The organism is Streptomyces sp. NBRC 110035 (genome assembly GCF_000829695.1).
Taxonomy (GTDB): domain Bacteria; phylum Actinomycetota; class Actinomycetes; order Streptomycetales; family Streptomycetaceae; genus Streptomyces.
Window position 1 is genome coordinate 158,974 of the sequence record NZ_BBNN01000022.1, and the last position, 14,182, is coordinate 173,155.

11 protein-coding genes and 1 pseudogene are annotated in these 14,182 nt (G+C 74.0%); 4 read left to right on the forward strand and 8 right to left on the reverse strand.

Translation table 11 applies throughout. The annotated features are described in order from the left end of the window. Window positions 1-17 precede the first annotated feature (17 nt). A pseudogene (locus tag TU30_RS33970) lies at window positions 18-488 on the forward strand (EamA family transporter); the annotation flags it as partial. On the opposite strand, the gene TU30_RS12575 reads toward TU30_RS33970, so the two are convergent. From TU30_RS12575 to TU30_RS12605, 7 genes are all read right to left on the reverse strand, one after another. Continuing rightward, a complete protein-coding gene (locus TU30_RS12575; protein ID WP_042168656.1) occupies window positions 400-1,485 on the reverse strand; it encodes a zinc-binding dehydrogenase in 1,086 nt (361 codons plus the stop codon). The pseudogene TU30_RS33970 and the gene TU30_RS12575 sit on opposite strands and share 89 nt — an antisense overlap. A 15-nt stretch (window positions 1,486-1,500) precedes the next feature. Continuing rightward, on the reverse strand, window positions 1,501-2,889 hold the full coding sequence (locus TU30_RS12580) for an aldehyde dehydrogenase family protein (protein WP_042168660.1): 1,389 nt from the start codon (window positions 2,887-2,889) through the stop codon (window positions 1,501-1,503). A 412-nt stretch (window positions 2,890-3,301) separates the two neighbouring features. Beyond that, window positions 3,302-4,594 (reverse strand): MFS transporter, encoded by a 1,293-nt coding sequence (locus TU30_RS12585; RefSeq protein WP_078878246.1) that lies wholly within the window; start codon window positions 4,592-4,594, stop codon window positions 3,302-3,304. Window positions 4,595-4,626: 32 nt separating this feature from the next. Beyond that, window positions 4,627-6,117 (reverse strand): CitMHS family transporter, encoded by a 1,491-nt coding sequence (locus TU30_RS12590; protein WP_042168663.1) that lies wholly within the window; start codon window positions 6,115-6,117, stop codon window positions 4,627-4,629. A gap of 184 nt (window positions 6,118-6,301) precedes the next feature. Next, on the reverse strand, window positions 6,302-8,551 hold the full coding sequence (locus TU30_RS12595; protein ID WP_042168666.1) for a molybdopterin oxidoreductase family protein: 2,250 nt from the start codon (window positions 8,549-8,551) through the stop codon (window positions 6,302-6,304). A 187-nt stretch (window positions 8,552-8,738) separates the two neighbouring features. Then, a complete protein-coding gene (locus TU30_RS12600; RefSeq protein WP_176726157.1) occupies window positions 8,739-9,350 on the reverse strand; it encodes a TetR/AcrR family transcriptional regulator in 612 nt (203 codons plus the stop codon). Window positions 9,351-9,361: 11 nt separating this feature from the next. Then, window positions 9,362-9,964, reverse strand: a complete 603-nt coding sequence (locus TU30_RS12605) for a hypothetical protein (RefSeq protein WP_042168669.1) — start codon at window positions 9,962-9,964, stop codon at window positions 9,362-9,364. 176 nt (window positions 9,965-10,140) lie between these two features. Between TU30_RS12605 and hmgA the strand changes: the two genes are divergently transcribed. The 3 genes from hmgA to TU30_RS12620 all read left to right on the forward strand — a co-directional run bounded on the left by hmgA (window position 10,141) and on the right by TU30_RS12620 (window position 13,605). Then, on the forward strand, window positions 10,141-11,454 hold the full coding sequence (gene hmgA / locus TU30_RS12610; RefSeq protein ID WP_042168672.1) for a homogentisate 1,2-dioxygenase: 1,314 nt from the start codon (window positions 10,141-10,143) through the stop codon (window positions 11,452-11,454). 125 nt (window positions 11,455-11,579) lie between these two features. Then, a complete protein-coding gene (locus TU30_RS12615; protein ID WP_042168675.1) occupies window positions 11,580-12,329 on the forward strand; it encodes a GntR family transcriptional regulator in 750 nt (249 codons plus the stop codon). 25 nt (window positions 12,330-12,354) lie between these two features. After that, entirely contained in the window at window positions 12,355-13,605 is a 1,251-nt protein-coding gene (locus tag TU30_RS12620; RefSeq protein WP_042168678.1) for a type ISP restriction/modification enzyme, read from the forward strand. Window positions 13,606-13,905: 300 nt separating this feature from the next. Here the strand turns inward: TU30_RS12620 and TU30_RS12625 are convergent, their stop codons facing one another. Beyond that, window positions 13,906-14,178, reverse strand: a complete 273-nt coding sequence (locus TU30_RS12625; RefSeq protein WP_062192966.1) for a hypothetical protein — start codon at window positions 14,176-14,178, stop codon at window positions 13,906-13,908. Window positions 14,179-14,182: the final 4 nt, after the last annotated feature.

A 14,182-nucleotide genomic window follows, 5' to 3' on the forward strand; every position in this document is an offset into this window, starting at 1 on the left:
GGCTCGCCGGGCTGATCGCCGACGCGCCCGCCTCCGCCACGCTCGACATGGTCTGCCCGGGCGTCTTTCCGACGGACCTGGCGTTCACCACCTGGGCCTACGCCCTGTCCAGGACGACCGCGGGCCGGATGGGCGCGACCACGTACGCGGTGCCCGCCCTGGTCGCGCCGATGTCCTGGCCGGAACTGGGCGAGGTACCTGGCCCGCTCACCTTCCCGGGCGGCGCCCTGTGCCTCGCGGGCGTGGCCGTGTCCCGGTCACGGTCGGAGCCGCGGACCGGGACGGGGGCCGGCGCGGGGCCGGGGGCAAGAGGTCCGACGGACGCGGCCACGGCCACGGCTCCGGCTCCGGCTCCGGCTCCGGCTCCGGCTCCGGATCGAAGGGGACCGGCGGCCGGTTCTAGAAGACCACCAGGGCCCGTCCGCCCCTGCCCGCCAGCATGGTGTCGAAGGCTGCCGGGATGCCGTCCAGGGCGATCCGTTCCGTGACGAGGGCTCCCAGGTCGAGCCGGCCGGACCGGATGTGTCCGGCGAGAACGGGGAGGTCGCGGGCGGGGTCGGAGTTTCCGTAGACGCAGCCCGACAGGGTCCTGCCCCAGTGGAAGATCTCCAGGGCGTTGAAGGTGACCTGCTGGTCCTTGCCGCCGATGCCGACGACCGCGGTACGGCCGCCGCGCCGGGTGGATTCCCAGGCGGTGCGGATGGTGGTGGCGCGGCCCACGCACTCGACGGCCACGTCCACGCCCTGCTTCCCGGTGAGGGACCGGATCTCGCGGGCGGTGGCGTCCGAGGCGACGACGTACTCGGTCGCCCCCGCACCGCGCGCCAGCTGTTCCTTCTCCGGGGAGACGTCGACCGCGACGATCGTGGCCGCTCCCGCGATGCGGGCCGCCTGGAGGGCGGCGAGGCCCACTCCCCCGACGCCGAACACCGCGACCGACTCACCGGGCTCGACCCGCGCGCAGTGGTGGACGGCGCCGTAGCCGGTGAGCACCGCGCAGCCCAGCAGGGCGGCGTCGGTGAGGGGGACGCCGTCCGGGGCGGGCAGGACGCAGGAGGCGGGCACCACCGTCTCCTCGGCGAAGGCGGCGACGTTCAGGCCGGGGTGCAGCGCGGTGCCGTCGTCCGCGCGGTGGGCGTGCACCGCGGCGGCGCCGCTCAGGGCGTCGGCGCACAGCCACACCTCGCCGCGCGCGCAGGCGGGGCAGGCGCCGCAGGAGGGCGCCCAGTTGAGGACGACGCCGTCACCGGGCGCGACCCGGGTGACGCCCTCGCCGACGGAGACGACCGTGCCGGCCCCCTCGTGGCCCAGCACCGCCGGTACCGGGAGACGCATGGTGCCGTTGGTCAGGGACAGGTCGGAGTGGCAGACCCCGGCCGCGGCGAGCCGGACCCGGACCTTCCCGGGGCCGGGCTCGGGCAGGTCGATCCCCGTGATCTCCAACGGGGCGTCGACGGCGGACAGTACGGCGGCGCGGACAGCCATGGTGGTGGGACTCCCCTAGAACTGGAGGGACTTGGTCTGGAGGTACTCGGTCAGGCCGTGCACACCGAGTTCGCGGCCCACGCCCGACTGCTTGTAACCGCCGAAGGGCGCGAGAGGGTTGAAGCGGCCCCCGTTGATGTCGACCTGACCGGTCTCCATGCGGCGGGCGAACGCCGCCGCCTGCGCCTCGTCGGCGGCCCAGACCGCGCCGGCGAGTCCGTAGACGGTGCCGTTGGCGATGCGCAGGGCGTCCTCCTCGTCCTCGTAGCGCAGGACGGACAGGACGGGGCCGAAGATCTCCTCCTGGGCGATGGTCATGTCGGGGGTGACGTCGGCGAAGACGGTGGGGCTGACGAAGCAGCCCTGCTCGCGCGGCGCGTCGGGGCCGCCGGCGACCAGGCGCGCGCCCTCGGCGACGCCCTTCTCGATGTACCCGCGCACCCGTTCCTGCTGCGTGGCGTTGACGAGGGGGCCGATGCGGTCGCCGTACTTGGCGGCGGCGGCCGCGGCGAGCTCGACGGCCTCCTCGTACTGGTCGCGGTGGACCAGCATGCGGGTCCAGGCGCTGCACGTCTGGCCGGAGTTGGACATCACGTTGGCGACGCCGACGTTGACCGCCCGGGCCAGGTCGGCGCCGGGGAGGATCACGTTGGCGGACTTGCCGCCCAGCTCGAGGGCGACCTTCTTGACGGCACCCGCGGCGACGGCGCCGATCCGGCGGCCGACGGCGGTGGAGCCGGTGAAGGAGACCAGGTCGACGCCCGGGTGCTCGGCGAGGGCCTGGCCGGCCACCGGGCCGAGGCCGGTGACCAGGTTGAACACGCCGGCCGGGACGCCGGCCTCGTGCACCGCCTCCGCGAGGAGCCGGGCGACCAGCGGGGTGTCCTCGGCGGGCTTGACAACGATCGTGCAGCCGGCGGCGAGGGCCGGGGCGGCCTTGGCGACGATCTGGTGCAGGGGATAGTTCCAGGGGGTGATCGCGCCGACCACGCCGACCGGCTCGTGCAGGACGGTCGAGTTGCCCGTCCGCTCCTCGAAGGGATACGTCGCCGCCAGCTCGGCGTACGAGCCCGCCACCGCGATCGGCACGGCCGCGTGCACGGCCTGCGAGAGCTTCAGGGGCGCGCCGAGTTCGGCGGTCACCGTCTCCGCGATCTCGTCCTGCCGGGCCACCAGCGCGTCCCGGAGTGCGGCGAGGCGGGCGGCGCGCTCGGCAGGTGCGGTCGCGGCCCAGGCGGGGAGGGCCGCGCGGGCCGCCCGCACGGCGGCGTCCACGTCCTCGACGGTGCCCGCGGGGACGGTGGCGATCACCTGCCCGTCGGCCGGGTTCATGACCTCGATCACGTCCGGGCCGGCGGCGGGGCGCCAGGCGCCGTCGATGTACATGCCGTCGTATGCCTTCATGGCGCTTCCTCCGGGGCGGGGCGTCGTCGTCCACCTCATAAACTAGCGGCGCTAATTTAATGACGCCAGAGGGACGAGGATACGGGTCGGCAGCCGCGCCGTGCGGGAGCTGGTGCGTGCGGGCGTGCGGGCGTGCGGGCGGGGCGGCACCCGACGGAGACCGGGCCGGTCCGCGCGGAGCCGGTCCCGGTCCCTGCTGGGGTCACGCGCCCCCGTGCACCCGGGCAGTGTCAACACGGCCTCGGAGCGCAGACGCCCGAGGGCCTCGCGGCCCTGCCGCACACGCGGTACGACGTCCCGCCGCACACGCCCGAACCCGTGCCACCCGGGCCCGGGCGGACGAACCGGACGTCGTCGTCGCGTGCCGGCGTGCGCTCCCCGCCCGCCAGGCCCTGCCCGCCAGGCCCGCCGGTCAGGCCCACCGGTCAGTTCGTGGTGCGACGGGCCGGGCCGGGCCGGGCGGGTCGGGCTTCTTGGGCCGGCCCGGGGCATCGGTGGCAGGCGTCCCCCCTGGCTCCGGCGGGCCGGCGTGCTCGGCGGGGCGGGACGATGCGCGCAGCGCCACCCCCGCGGAGACGAACAACAGCGCGCCGAGCACGACGAACGGGGCCGCCACACCCGCCACCCCGGCGATCAGGCCCGCCCCGGCGGGCACGGCCACCTGGCCGAGACGGTTGCCGGTCAGGCGGAGGGCGAGAGCGGTGGAGCGGGCGCCGGCGGGAGCGGCCCGGACGACGGTCGTCATGGAGAGCGGCTGGCCGACCCCCAGGCAGAAGCCGAGCACCGCCAGCATCGGCGCCAGGGCCCACACGGGCACCGGCAGGGCGATGCCCGCGCAGAGCAGTGCCGCCAGGAGACAGGTCACCGTCAGCAGGACGGTGCGGCCGACGAGCCGCAGCAGCGGGGTGAGGACCAGCCGGCAGGCGATGGTGGCCGCGGCCCGCAGACTGAGCAGCAGACCGATGACGGACGGGGCGACGCCCCGCTGCTCGCCGACCACCGGGAGGTAGGCGGTGAGGATGTCGGTGGCGGACAGGACGGCCAGGCTGACGAAGATGCCCGCGGGGACGCCCCGGCCCCGCAGGATGCGCCCGACCGGGACGCGCGTACCCGGTGCCACGCGGGAGCCGGGCGGCGCCGGGCGTTCCGTGCGCCACAGCGAGGTGAGCGCGATCGCCGCCCCCGCGCCCGCCGCCAGCAGGGCGAGGGCGCTGCCGGCGGCCCTGTCGGAGCCGCCGACGAGCGCGCCCGCCGCGATCGGGCCGACCAGTTGCCCGAGGGACGCGCCGATGGTGAAGTGCCCGAAGTTGCGGTCCTGTTCGTGCGGCGCGGACCGGCGGGCGACGAGTGACTGGGCTCCGATGACGAAGCAGAGGTGGCCGAGCCCCATCACTCCGCTCCACAGCGCCATCGCCCACAAGGAGCCGGCGAGCCCGCTGAGCGCGCAGCCGCCGGATATGAGGATCACGCCGAGGGACAGCAGGGGGGCGCAGCGGCCGTGGTCGGTGCGCCGGCCGAGCGGTACCGCGGCGAACAGCGGCAGCAGCGCGTACACGCCGGCGATCACACCGATCGCCCGCTCGTCCGCGCCCAGCGCGAGCGCCCGGTAGGAGACGGCGGGCCGGGCCATCGACACGGCCCCCTGCGCGAAGGTGAAGGCGATGACGAGGCGGAGCAGCCAGCCGCGGTTCCCACCGGGCGCCATGATCGGGTCCTCCCTCCGGCCTGGCCTGTGTCTCAGATGATGCCGAACAGGATTCCCGCGCCGAGGATCAGCAGGCAGATCAGGGCCGCCCACTTCACCACGAACCGCGTGTGGTCGCCGAACTCGACCTTCGCCATGCCGACCAGGACGTAGACCGCGGGGACGAGCGGGCTCGACATGTGCAGGGGCTGGCCGACCAGGGAGGCGCGGGCCATCTCCAGCGGGGAGACGCCGTGGGCCGCGCCGGCCTCGGCGAGGACGGGCAGGACGCCGAAGTAGAAGCCGTCGTTGGACATGAAGTAGGTGAGGGGCAGGCTCAGCAGTCCGGTGACGAGCGCCATGTGCGGCCCCATGCCCCCGGGGACGATGTCGACCAGCCAGGTGGCCATGCTGTCGACCATGCCGGTGCCCTGGAGGACGCCGGTGAAGACGGCGGCGGCGAAGACCATGCCCGACACGTTCAGAACGTTGTCGGCATGGGCCGCGATCCGGGCCTTCTGGTCGGGGATGTGCGGGAAGTTGACGGTGAGGGCGAGCGCGGCGGCGAGCAGGAACAGCACCGGGATCGGCAGCAGCTGCATGATCATGGCGGTGAGCAGGCACACCGTGAGCAGCGCGTTGAACCAGTACAGCTCGGGCCGCAGGGTGGGGCGGTCGGGGTCCAGGCCGCGGAAGTCGTCGAGGTCGTCGCCGGAGTCGTCGCGCCCGTCGGCGTCCGTGCCGGCGCCCGGACAGCCGGTGGGCAGAGGACCTTCGCCCGAGCCCGGCCCGGACCGGGTGCCCGCACCCGCACCCTCACCCGCCCCCGCACCGACCAGTGCGGTCTCGGGCTCCCGCGTGCCGGCGCCCGCCCCGGCCCCCGCGCCGGCGTCGGCCGGCTCCGTCACCAGGGCCTCGTCCAGCGTCAGCACACCCAGCCGCCGGCGCTCGCGCAGGCCGAGCACGTACGCGAGGACGAAGACGCCCAGCAGTCCGACCAGCAGCGCGGGGATCATCGGTACGAAGAGGTCGCCGGCGTCGAGCTTCAGCGCGGTCGCGGCACGGGCCGTGGGGCCACCCCAGGGGACGGTGTTCATCACGCCGTTGGCCATCGCGGCGACACCGGTCATGACGACGAGGCTCATCTTCAGGCGCTTGTACAGGGGGTACATCGCCGAGACGGTGATCATGAAGGTGGTCGAGCCGTCGCCGTCCAGCGACACGATCGCGGCGAGCAGCGCGGTACCGACGACGACCCGCATCGGGTCGGCCTTGCAGAACCTGAGGATGCCCCGGACGATCGGATCGAAGAGACCGACGTCGATCATCACACCGAAGTAGACGATCGCGAACATGAGCATCGCCGCGGTCGGGGCGAGGGTGGACACGCCGTCGATGACGTAGTCACCGAGGTGGGCGCCCTTGCCGACGAACACGCAGAACAGGGCGGGGATCAGTACGAGCGCCGCGATCGGCGACATCTTCTTCAGCATGATCAGGACCAGGAAGGTCGCGATCATGGCGAAGCCGAGGAGGGTCAGCATGGAGTGGATCACCTAACGTTCGCCCTTGAACATCCCACCAGGGCCGGCGGTGCGACGACGTTAGGTCCCGCTCAGCAGCGTTAACAAGACGTTGACGTGCGAGCAATAAGCGCAGAACACCAGGTCACAGCTTTGCTCAGGTCAGCGCTGTGGCAGCGCGGTGTACTTTTCGGTCACGGGGCGGTCAGGGAGCGGTTCCGGCGACGGCTCCGGGCGCGATCTCGACGGGCACCCCGTTGAGCACGGCGTTGCCCGAGAGCGGGTCGAGGAGGCTGCCGTCGAGCAGCTGGTTGACGTTGACGCCGGGGTCGGCCTCGGCGTGCCGCAGCCGGGTGCCGGGCCGGTCGTGGCCCCAGCCGTGCGGCAGGCTCACCACGCCCCGGCGCAGCCCGTCGGTCAGCTCGGCGGGCGCGGTCACCTCTCCCCCGGCGCCCCGCAGACGTACCGGCTGCCCGTCCTGGATGCCGAGGCGTTCGGCGTCCTCGGGGTGGATCTGCAGGGTGCACCGGTTGGTGCCGCCGGTGAGGGCGGGCACGTTGTGCATCCAGCTGTTGTTGGAGCGCAGATGGCGGCGGCCGACCAGGACGAAGCCGTCGGGGCGTGCGTCGAGGGCGGCGCGCAGCCGGGGAAGGTCGGCGGCGATCGGTTCCGGCAGCAGCTCCACCCGTCCGCTGCGGGTCCGCAGGGGCTGCGGCAGGCGGGGGCGCAGGGGCCCGAGGTCGATGCCGTGCGGGTGGGCGAGCAGCCGGTCGAGGGTGAGGCCGTCCGGGTCGGCACCGAAGCCGTCGCCGTAGGGGCCCAGGCGGAGCATCATGTCCAGCCGCCGCTCGGGGCCGTCGTGGCCGGTGAGCAGCCCGGCGAGTTCCTTCGGGTCGCGGCCGTGCACCGGGGAGTGCGGGGCCTCCACCGCCCTGCCGAGGGTCTGGTCGACGACCAGCCGGTCGACGTCCTGCGGGGCGGCGCCGTGGGCGCCGGTGGCGGCGAGGACGAGCCGGGCCAGGATCTCGGTCTCCGCCATGCGGCCGGGTTCCAGCGGGAGCGCGGGGCGGGTGTAGCGGACCTGGTTGCGTACGGCGAGGGTGTTGAAGGCGAAGTCGTGGTGCGGGCTCTGCGCGGGCGGGGGCGGGGGCAGGACGACGTCGGCGTGGCGCGAGGTCTCGTTGAGGTACGGGTCGACGCCGACCATGAAGTCGAGGGAGCCGAGCGCCTTGTCGAGACGGTCGCCGTCGGGCGCGGACAGGACCGGGTTGGCGGCGACGACGACGAGGGCGCGCAGCGGTTCGCCCGCGTCGGTGGGGGTGTCGATCTCCTCGGCGAGGGCGGAGAGCGGCAGTTCGCCCTTGGCCTCGGGGTGCCGGCTCACCCGGGAGTGCCAGCGTCCGAGGGCGAAGCCGCGGCCGGGTCCGGCGGGGCGTGGGGTCCTGTCGGTGGCGGCACGGGGGAAGAGGGCGCCGCCGGGCCGGTCGAGGTTGCCGGTGAGGATGTTGAGGACGTCGACGAGCCAGCTCGCCAGGGTGCCGTGCGGGACGGTGCAGCTGCCGATGCGGCCGTAGACGGCGGCGGTGGGGGCGGCTGCGAGTTCGCGGGCGAGGGTACGGATGGTGCCCGCGTCGACGTCACAGGCCGGGGCGACGGCCTCGGGGGTGAAGTCCTTCACCGCGTCGGCGAGTTCGGCGACGCCCTGCACATGGGGAGCGCACTCCCCCAGGTCGACGAGGTCCTCCTCGACGAGCACGGACGTCATCGCCGCGAGCAGCAGGGCGTCGGTGCCGGGCCGGACGGCGACGTGCCGGTCGGCGAGGCGGGCGGTGCGGGTACGGCGCGGGTCGACGACGGTGAGGGTGCCGCCGCGGGCCCTGAGCGCCCGGAGGCGGCCGGGGAAGTCGGGTGCGGTGCACAGGCTCCCGTTGGATTCCAGGGGGTTGGCGCCGATCAGCAGCAGGTGGTCGGTGTGGTCCAGGTCGGGTACGGGGATCGCGTTGGCGTCGCCGAAGAGGAGTCCGCTGGACACGTGCTTGGGCATCTGGTCGACGGTGGACGCGGTGAACAGGCTGCGGGTGCCGAGCCCGCCGACCAGGAGGGGCGGGTAGAGGGCGCCCGCCATGGTGTGCACGTTGGGGTTGCCGAGGACGACCCCGACGGCGTCCGGACCGTGGCGTTCCACGACGGGCCGGATGCCGGCGGCGACGGCGTCGAACGCCTCCTCCCAGCCGGCCTCGCGCAACACGCCGTCGACCCGGACGAGCGGGCCGCGCAGTCGGTCGGGGTCGGCGTCGACAGCGGGGAAGGAGGCGCCCTTGGGGCAGATGAACCCCTTGCTGAAGACGTCGTCGCGGTCACCCCGGGCACCGGTGACCCTGCCCTCGTCGAGGGTGAGGGTCAGACCACAGGTGGCCTCGCACAAAGGGCAGATACGAAGAGCGGTGCGGGACATGGGACCTCCCGGGTACGGCGGCGGTGACGCACGGACAGGCAGGCGAGCAGCGAGCCGGGCCCTCGGACAGGCGGGCGGACAGCCCAGGAGACGGCTGGACGGACGACCCGAGCATACCGACTGGTATGCATGCGGGGGAGCCCTTTGCCGGCGCCGTTTACAGACGTCCCCGCAGGAGCCCTCCCGATCAGTCCAGTACGCGCGCCAGATGGGCGCGCAGCATCTCCCGCAGTTCGGCGATGATCTTCTCGTCGCCCTCGGGGGCCACCCGGAAGGCGAGGTGGACGAGGGCGTCGGCGGTCCCGACGGCGGTGAGGAAGCCGCGGCGCAGGGCGTCGTCCGGTTCACGGTCCAGGTAGCCGGACAGCAGGTCGGCGAGGCGGTCGGCGACACGGTGGTTGGGTTCGGTCCTGCGGGTGCCGACGGGGATCTGGTTGCCGAAGTCGACCAGGGAGAAGCCGGGCGCGGTGCGCTTCGTGTCCAGGTACTCGTCGAGTACGGCATCCATGGCCCGCCGCCAGTCCGGGGCGCCGGTGGCGGCCTTCAGACGTTCGGCGACCTGGTGCGTGAAGCGCTCCAGGTTGCGCCGGGCGAGCGCGTCGGCCATCTCGCGCTTGTTGCCGAAGAAGCGGTAGACGGAGCCGATGGGCACACCGGCGCGCTGCGCGACGGCGCGGGTGCTCAGGGCTTCGTGGCCGACCTCGTCCAGAAGCGCGGCGCAGGCGTCCAGGATCCTGGCCAGCCGTTCGGTGCTGCGACGCTGCACGGGCGCGCGGCGGAGCGAGGTCGCGGGTGGCACGGGCACGGACTTCACGATGCTCCCGGGTCCCGGCCGGGTGAACCCCGGTCCCCGGCTCGCCCTGTCGCGGTCGGGTCCGCGGCGGGGCTCGTGGTCGTGTCCGTGATCGGGCTCGGTTCCGAGACCGTGATGTCGGCCGTGCCCTCCACCGGCTTTCCGCGCACGGCCCACACCGAGTCGCCGTCCGCGTGGAGGCGGACGGTGACCTGGTGCGTGCCCCGCCGGACCGCGTGCGGGGAGAGGTGATGGCCGGGGGCGCGCAGCAGGGCGACGAGGCGGTCGTCGACGTAGAGGTGTGCGAGGCCGCGGCCGGGCACCGCGCGGCGTGCGGTGCCGTCCGGCGAGAAGCGGAAGTTGCGCACACGCAGCCGTACGTCCCAGCCGCCACCGGTGTCGGGCGTGACCTCGACGCCGATCTCGGGGGCATCCTCCTCGTCCACCTCGCGGTAGGGCCGGCCCTCGTCGTCCCGTTCCTCCAGGAGCCTGCCGGCCGGCGACGGCGGCCCTGCGCCCCGTGCCCGTTCCTGGGCGGCCCGCGAGCCGCAGCCCGCGGATCCGGCCATCGGGACGCCACAGACCGCGAGCACGGTGACCTGCCTCCCCGTCCACGCCATGCAGAGGAGCGTAGAACAGGTGTCCGGGCACACGGATCCCCCTGGAGCCGGGTTCCGTGTCGTCCGTCGAGATGAGGGACGCGGCCCCGAGGGAGAAGGCTGCGTGGCCCTCTTGCGTCGGGGAAACCGCAATCCTACGGTACTGCATAGGAATCACACCCGAGGGAGCAGTGAGAATGAGCGGAGACGCGCGCAAGGCCGCCGAGGGACTCGGCCACCTCTCCGGTTTCGGCAACGAGCACAGCTCCGAGGCGGTCCCGGGCGCCCTGCCCGAAGGGCGCAACTCGCCGCAGCGCGCGCCGCTCGGGCTGTACGCGGAACAGCTGAGCGGTACGGCGTTCACCGAGCCGCGGGCCCACAACCGCCGCTCGTGGCTGTACCGGATCCGCCCGTCGGCCGCACACCCGGCGTTCGCCCGCACGGGCAACGGGGCGATCCGCAGCGCGCCCTTCAACCAGACGGTGCCCGACCCCAACCGGCTGCGCTGGAACCCGCTGCCCGCACCGGACGGGGGAACGGACTTCCTGGCCGGCCTGTGGACCCTGGGCGGCAACGGCGACGTCACCCAGCGCGTCGGCATGGCGGTGCACCTCTACCACGCGAACGCGTCGATGGACCGGGTGTTCAGCGATGCCGACGGCGAGCTGCTGATCGTCCCGGAGCGGGGCGGACTGCTGCTGCGGACCGAGTTCGGGCTGCTGCACGCGGAGCCGGGACACATCGCACTGATCCCCCGTGGGGTGCGCTTCCGTGTGGAGCTCCTGGACGACGCGGCCCGCGGCTATGTGTGCGAGAACTACGGCGCCGCCTTCCGGCTCCCGGAGCTCGGCCCGATCGGCGCCAACGGACTGGCGAACGCACGGGACTTCCGGGCGCCCGTCGCCGCGTACGAGGACGTCGAGGGCCCGGTGGAGGTGGTGAACAAGTTCTGCGGCAACCTCTGGTCGGCCACCTACGGCCACTCCCCGCTGGATGTCGTCGCCTGGCACGGCAACTACGTGCCGTACACCTACGATCTGCGCCGCTTCAATGTGATGGGCACCGTCTCGTACGACCATCCGGACCCGTCGGTGTTCACGGTGCTGACGGCGCCGAGCGATACGCCGGGGCTGGCGGGGGTGGACTTCGTGGTGTTCGCGCCGCGCTGGCTGGTGGGCGAGGACACCTTCCGGCCGCCGTACTTCCACCGGAACGTGATGAGCGAGTACATGGGCCTGATCGAGGGTGCCTACGACGCGAAGGCGGAGGGGTTCGTGCCGGGCGGCGGCTCGCTGCACACCATGATGTCGGCGCACGGGCCGGACCGGGAGACGTTCGAGAAGGCGAGCGCCGCCGAGTTGCGCCCGCAGAAGATCGACGACGGTCTCGCGTTCATGTTCGAGACACGCTGGCCGGTGTCCCTGACGCCGCAGGCGGCACGCGCGGAGCACCTGCAGCAGCACTACGACGACGTGTGGCAGGGCCTCGAGCGCCACTTCCGCACGCTGTAGCCGGGTGGCCCGAAGGACCCGGGCGGTCCCCGCGGTCCGGTTCGGCTCCGGGGTGTCACAGCCGATGTCGGCACACCCCTGCGCCTCACATTGCACTGAACGTTCCCGACCGGTACGGATAGCCCGTGACCTCCTTCGCGCCGGATTCGATCGTCCTGAACCGCAAGTTGCCGCTCTGGTACCAGGTGTCGCAGTCGCTGCGCGCCTCGATCCTCGGCCGCTCGCCCCGGGACCCGCTGCGCCTGCCCACCGAGGAACAGCTGGCGGTGCACTACGGGGTGAGCGTGCTGACCATGCGGCAGGCGCTGAAGGAACTGGAGGACGAGGGGCTGATCTCCCGTCACCGCCGGCGCGGCACGTTCATCGAACCCGATGCCCTCAGGGGCGCCCCGGTGCGGCTGCTGGGCTCGGTGGACGCGATCGTGGCCCAGCAGTCCGGTATGACGACCGAACTGCTGGAGCACGGCACCGCGCCGGTGCCGGCCGAACTCGCCGAGTACTTCCCCGGGCTGACGGAGGCGGCGGCCTACCACCGGCTGCGCAGCGACGAGAGGACCGGCGAGCCGACCAATCACGCCCGCAACTACGTCCGTCCGGAACTCGCCGCCCGGATCGACCTGGAGGATCTGCGGCGCTGGCCGATGACCAAGGTGCTGCGGGACGTCGTCGGGGTGGACATCAGCCGCATCACGGACACCGTTCAGGCGCGGCTCGCGGATCCGGAGACCGCCCGGCTCCTCCGGGTGCCGCTGCTCAGCCCGATCCTGCACTACACCGGCATCACCTACGACGCCGAGGGCAGCCCGCTGGACGTGGCCGTGATCAACTACCGGGGCGACCGCTTCTCCTTCACCGTGACCCTGGAAGCCACCTGATCCCGCCCACCCGTCAGGTCGTACGATGCCCAGCGTGACGCACGACGACGCTCCGCTGCTGGCGGACCTCATGCCGTGGTCCGTCGCACCGCCGCGGCTCGGCCGGGGGTGGCCGGCGGCACCCGATCCGGCGGCCCTGAAAGCCCGCTGGGAGACCCTGGTGAAAGCGGCGGGACCGGACAGGGAGGCCCTGTTCCAGCCGACCCGCTCGCGGACGGGCCGTACGGCGGTCGGCCGGCTCCCGGGAGGAACGGGCGGGACGGAGCGGCTGGAGCGCGCCTCGGGCCCGTGCCCGGATCCGGTCCGCGTGCTGCGCGCCCCCTTCGACGAGCAGTGGCTGATTCCCGACCAGCGGCTGATCGACGCGGCCCGCCCCGAGCTGTGGCGGGTGGCGGACGAACGGCAGGTCTTCGTCGTCGAGGCCGGACCCGCCCCGGGGCGCGGCGGCCGCTCCCGGGGCGACCGTGCGCGGGGCGGCGGCGTCGGCACCGGCGACGCCGGTGGCACCCCCGGCCCGCCGCTGCTCGCCACGTCCCTGCTGCCGGTGTTCCGTCCCGGCCGGGTCCGCCCGCTGTACCGCCGTCCCGGGGGCGCGGAGCCGAATCTGGCCCCGGGCCTGTCCGAGCACCTCACGGCACGCCTCGGCCGAAAGGCAGCGGCCGTCGACGTGCTCGCCTGGACGGTGGCCATGGTGCGGCCCGGCCCCGGAGGGCTCACGGTGCCGCTCACCGGGGACGTCGGCGTCTGGGACGCGGGTGTGGAGGTGGGGCGCCGGATGCTGTGGCTGATGCGGCGCGACGGGGAACGCCCCCGGCTCCCGGGCGGACGCCGCCCCTATGTCCGCGCCCCGCTCCCGTCCCGCCCGCCGTCCGTCCGGTACGACCGTGACGAGGAGGCCCTGTGCTTCGGCGAGGGCCGTATCTCGCCGGTTCCGCCGGCGGCCTGGGACTTCGAGGTGGCCGGGGTGCGGGTGCTGGAGCGGTGGTGCGCGGCCCGCACGGAGGCGGCCGGGCCGGGGACGCTGGAGGCGATCCGTCCGGCCGGCTGGTCGCAGACCTGGACGTCGGAACTCCTGGAGCTGATCACGGTCCTCGCCCTGCTCGCCGAACTGCGCCCGCGGCAGGTTGCGTTGACGGACGGTACGGCAGCCGATCCGGTCACCCCGGCGGAGCTGCGCCGGGCGGGCGTGCTCCCCGTACCGCGGTCGGCGCGCGGGCCCGCCTCGGTCCTGGACGCACACGAGGAGGGGCCGGAGGGCCAGCTCGCGCTGATCTGACACCACGCGGTTCCCGACCGGGCCGCATCCGGCAACGCTCACGGGCAGGGGCAGGGCACGGGCCGGGGACAGCGGGAGTCCGCACGCCCCCGGATCGCTCGCGCCCCCGGATCACGGCCGGGTGGGTCGGGAGCGCCGAGCCGAGGGGCAACGGGGCCTGAAGGAGGTACCGAGAGGTACCGGAAGGGGAGCCGGGGGAGGACGGCGCACCGGTGGGCGGCGCCGCGCGCCGTGGGGTGACAGCGGCACGCACGGTGTGCCACGCCGGGACGGTGGGCCCGTCCGGACGCGGGCGCGGGACTAGCGGCTGCCGAGGAGGGAGCGGCGCAGCCGGCGCAGTGGGGCGAAGAGCGAGACGCGGCTCGTCCGCGCCCGTGCGCCCTTGGCTCCGCGGTCGTGCCGGTCGCGCGCGGTCAGCTCGCGCATCAGTGACGTCGCCTCGGCCGCCTCCCGCTGCGGGACGGCGGGTCCCGCCAGCACCGAGAGGTGGCGGTCCAGTCGCGTACTGGTCGCGTTGCTCCCGCAGGTGATCGCGGGGACCCTGGCCCTGCCGCGCACCGTTATCTGATCCATGTCA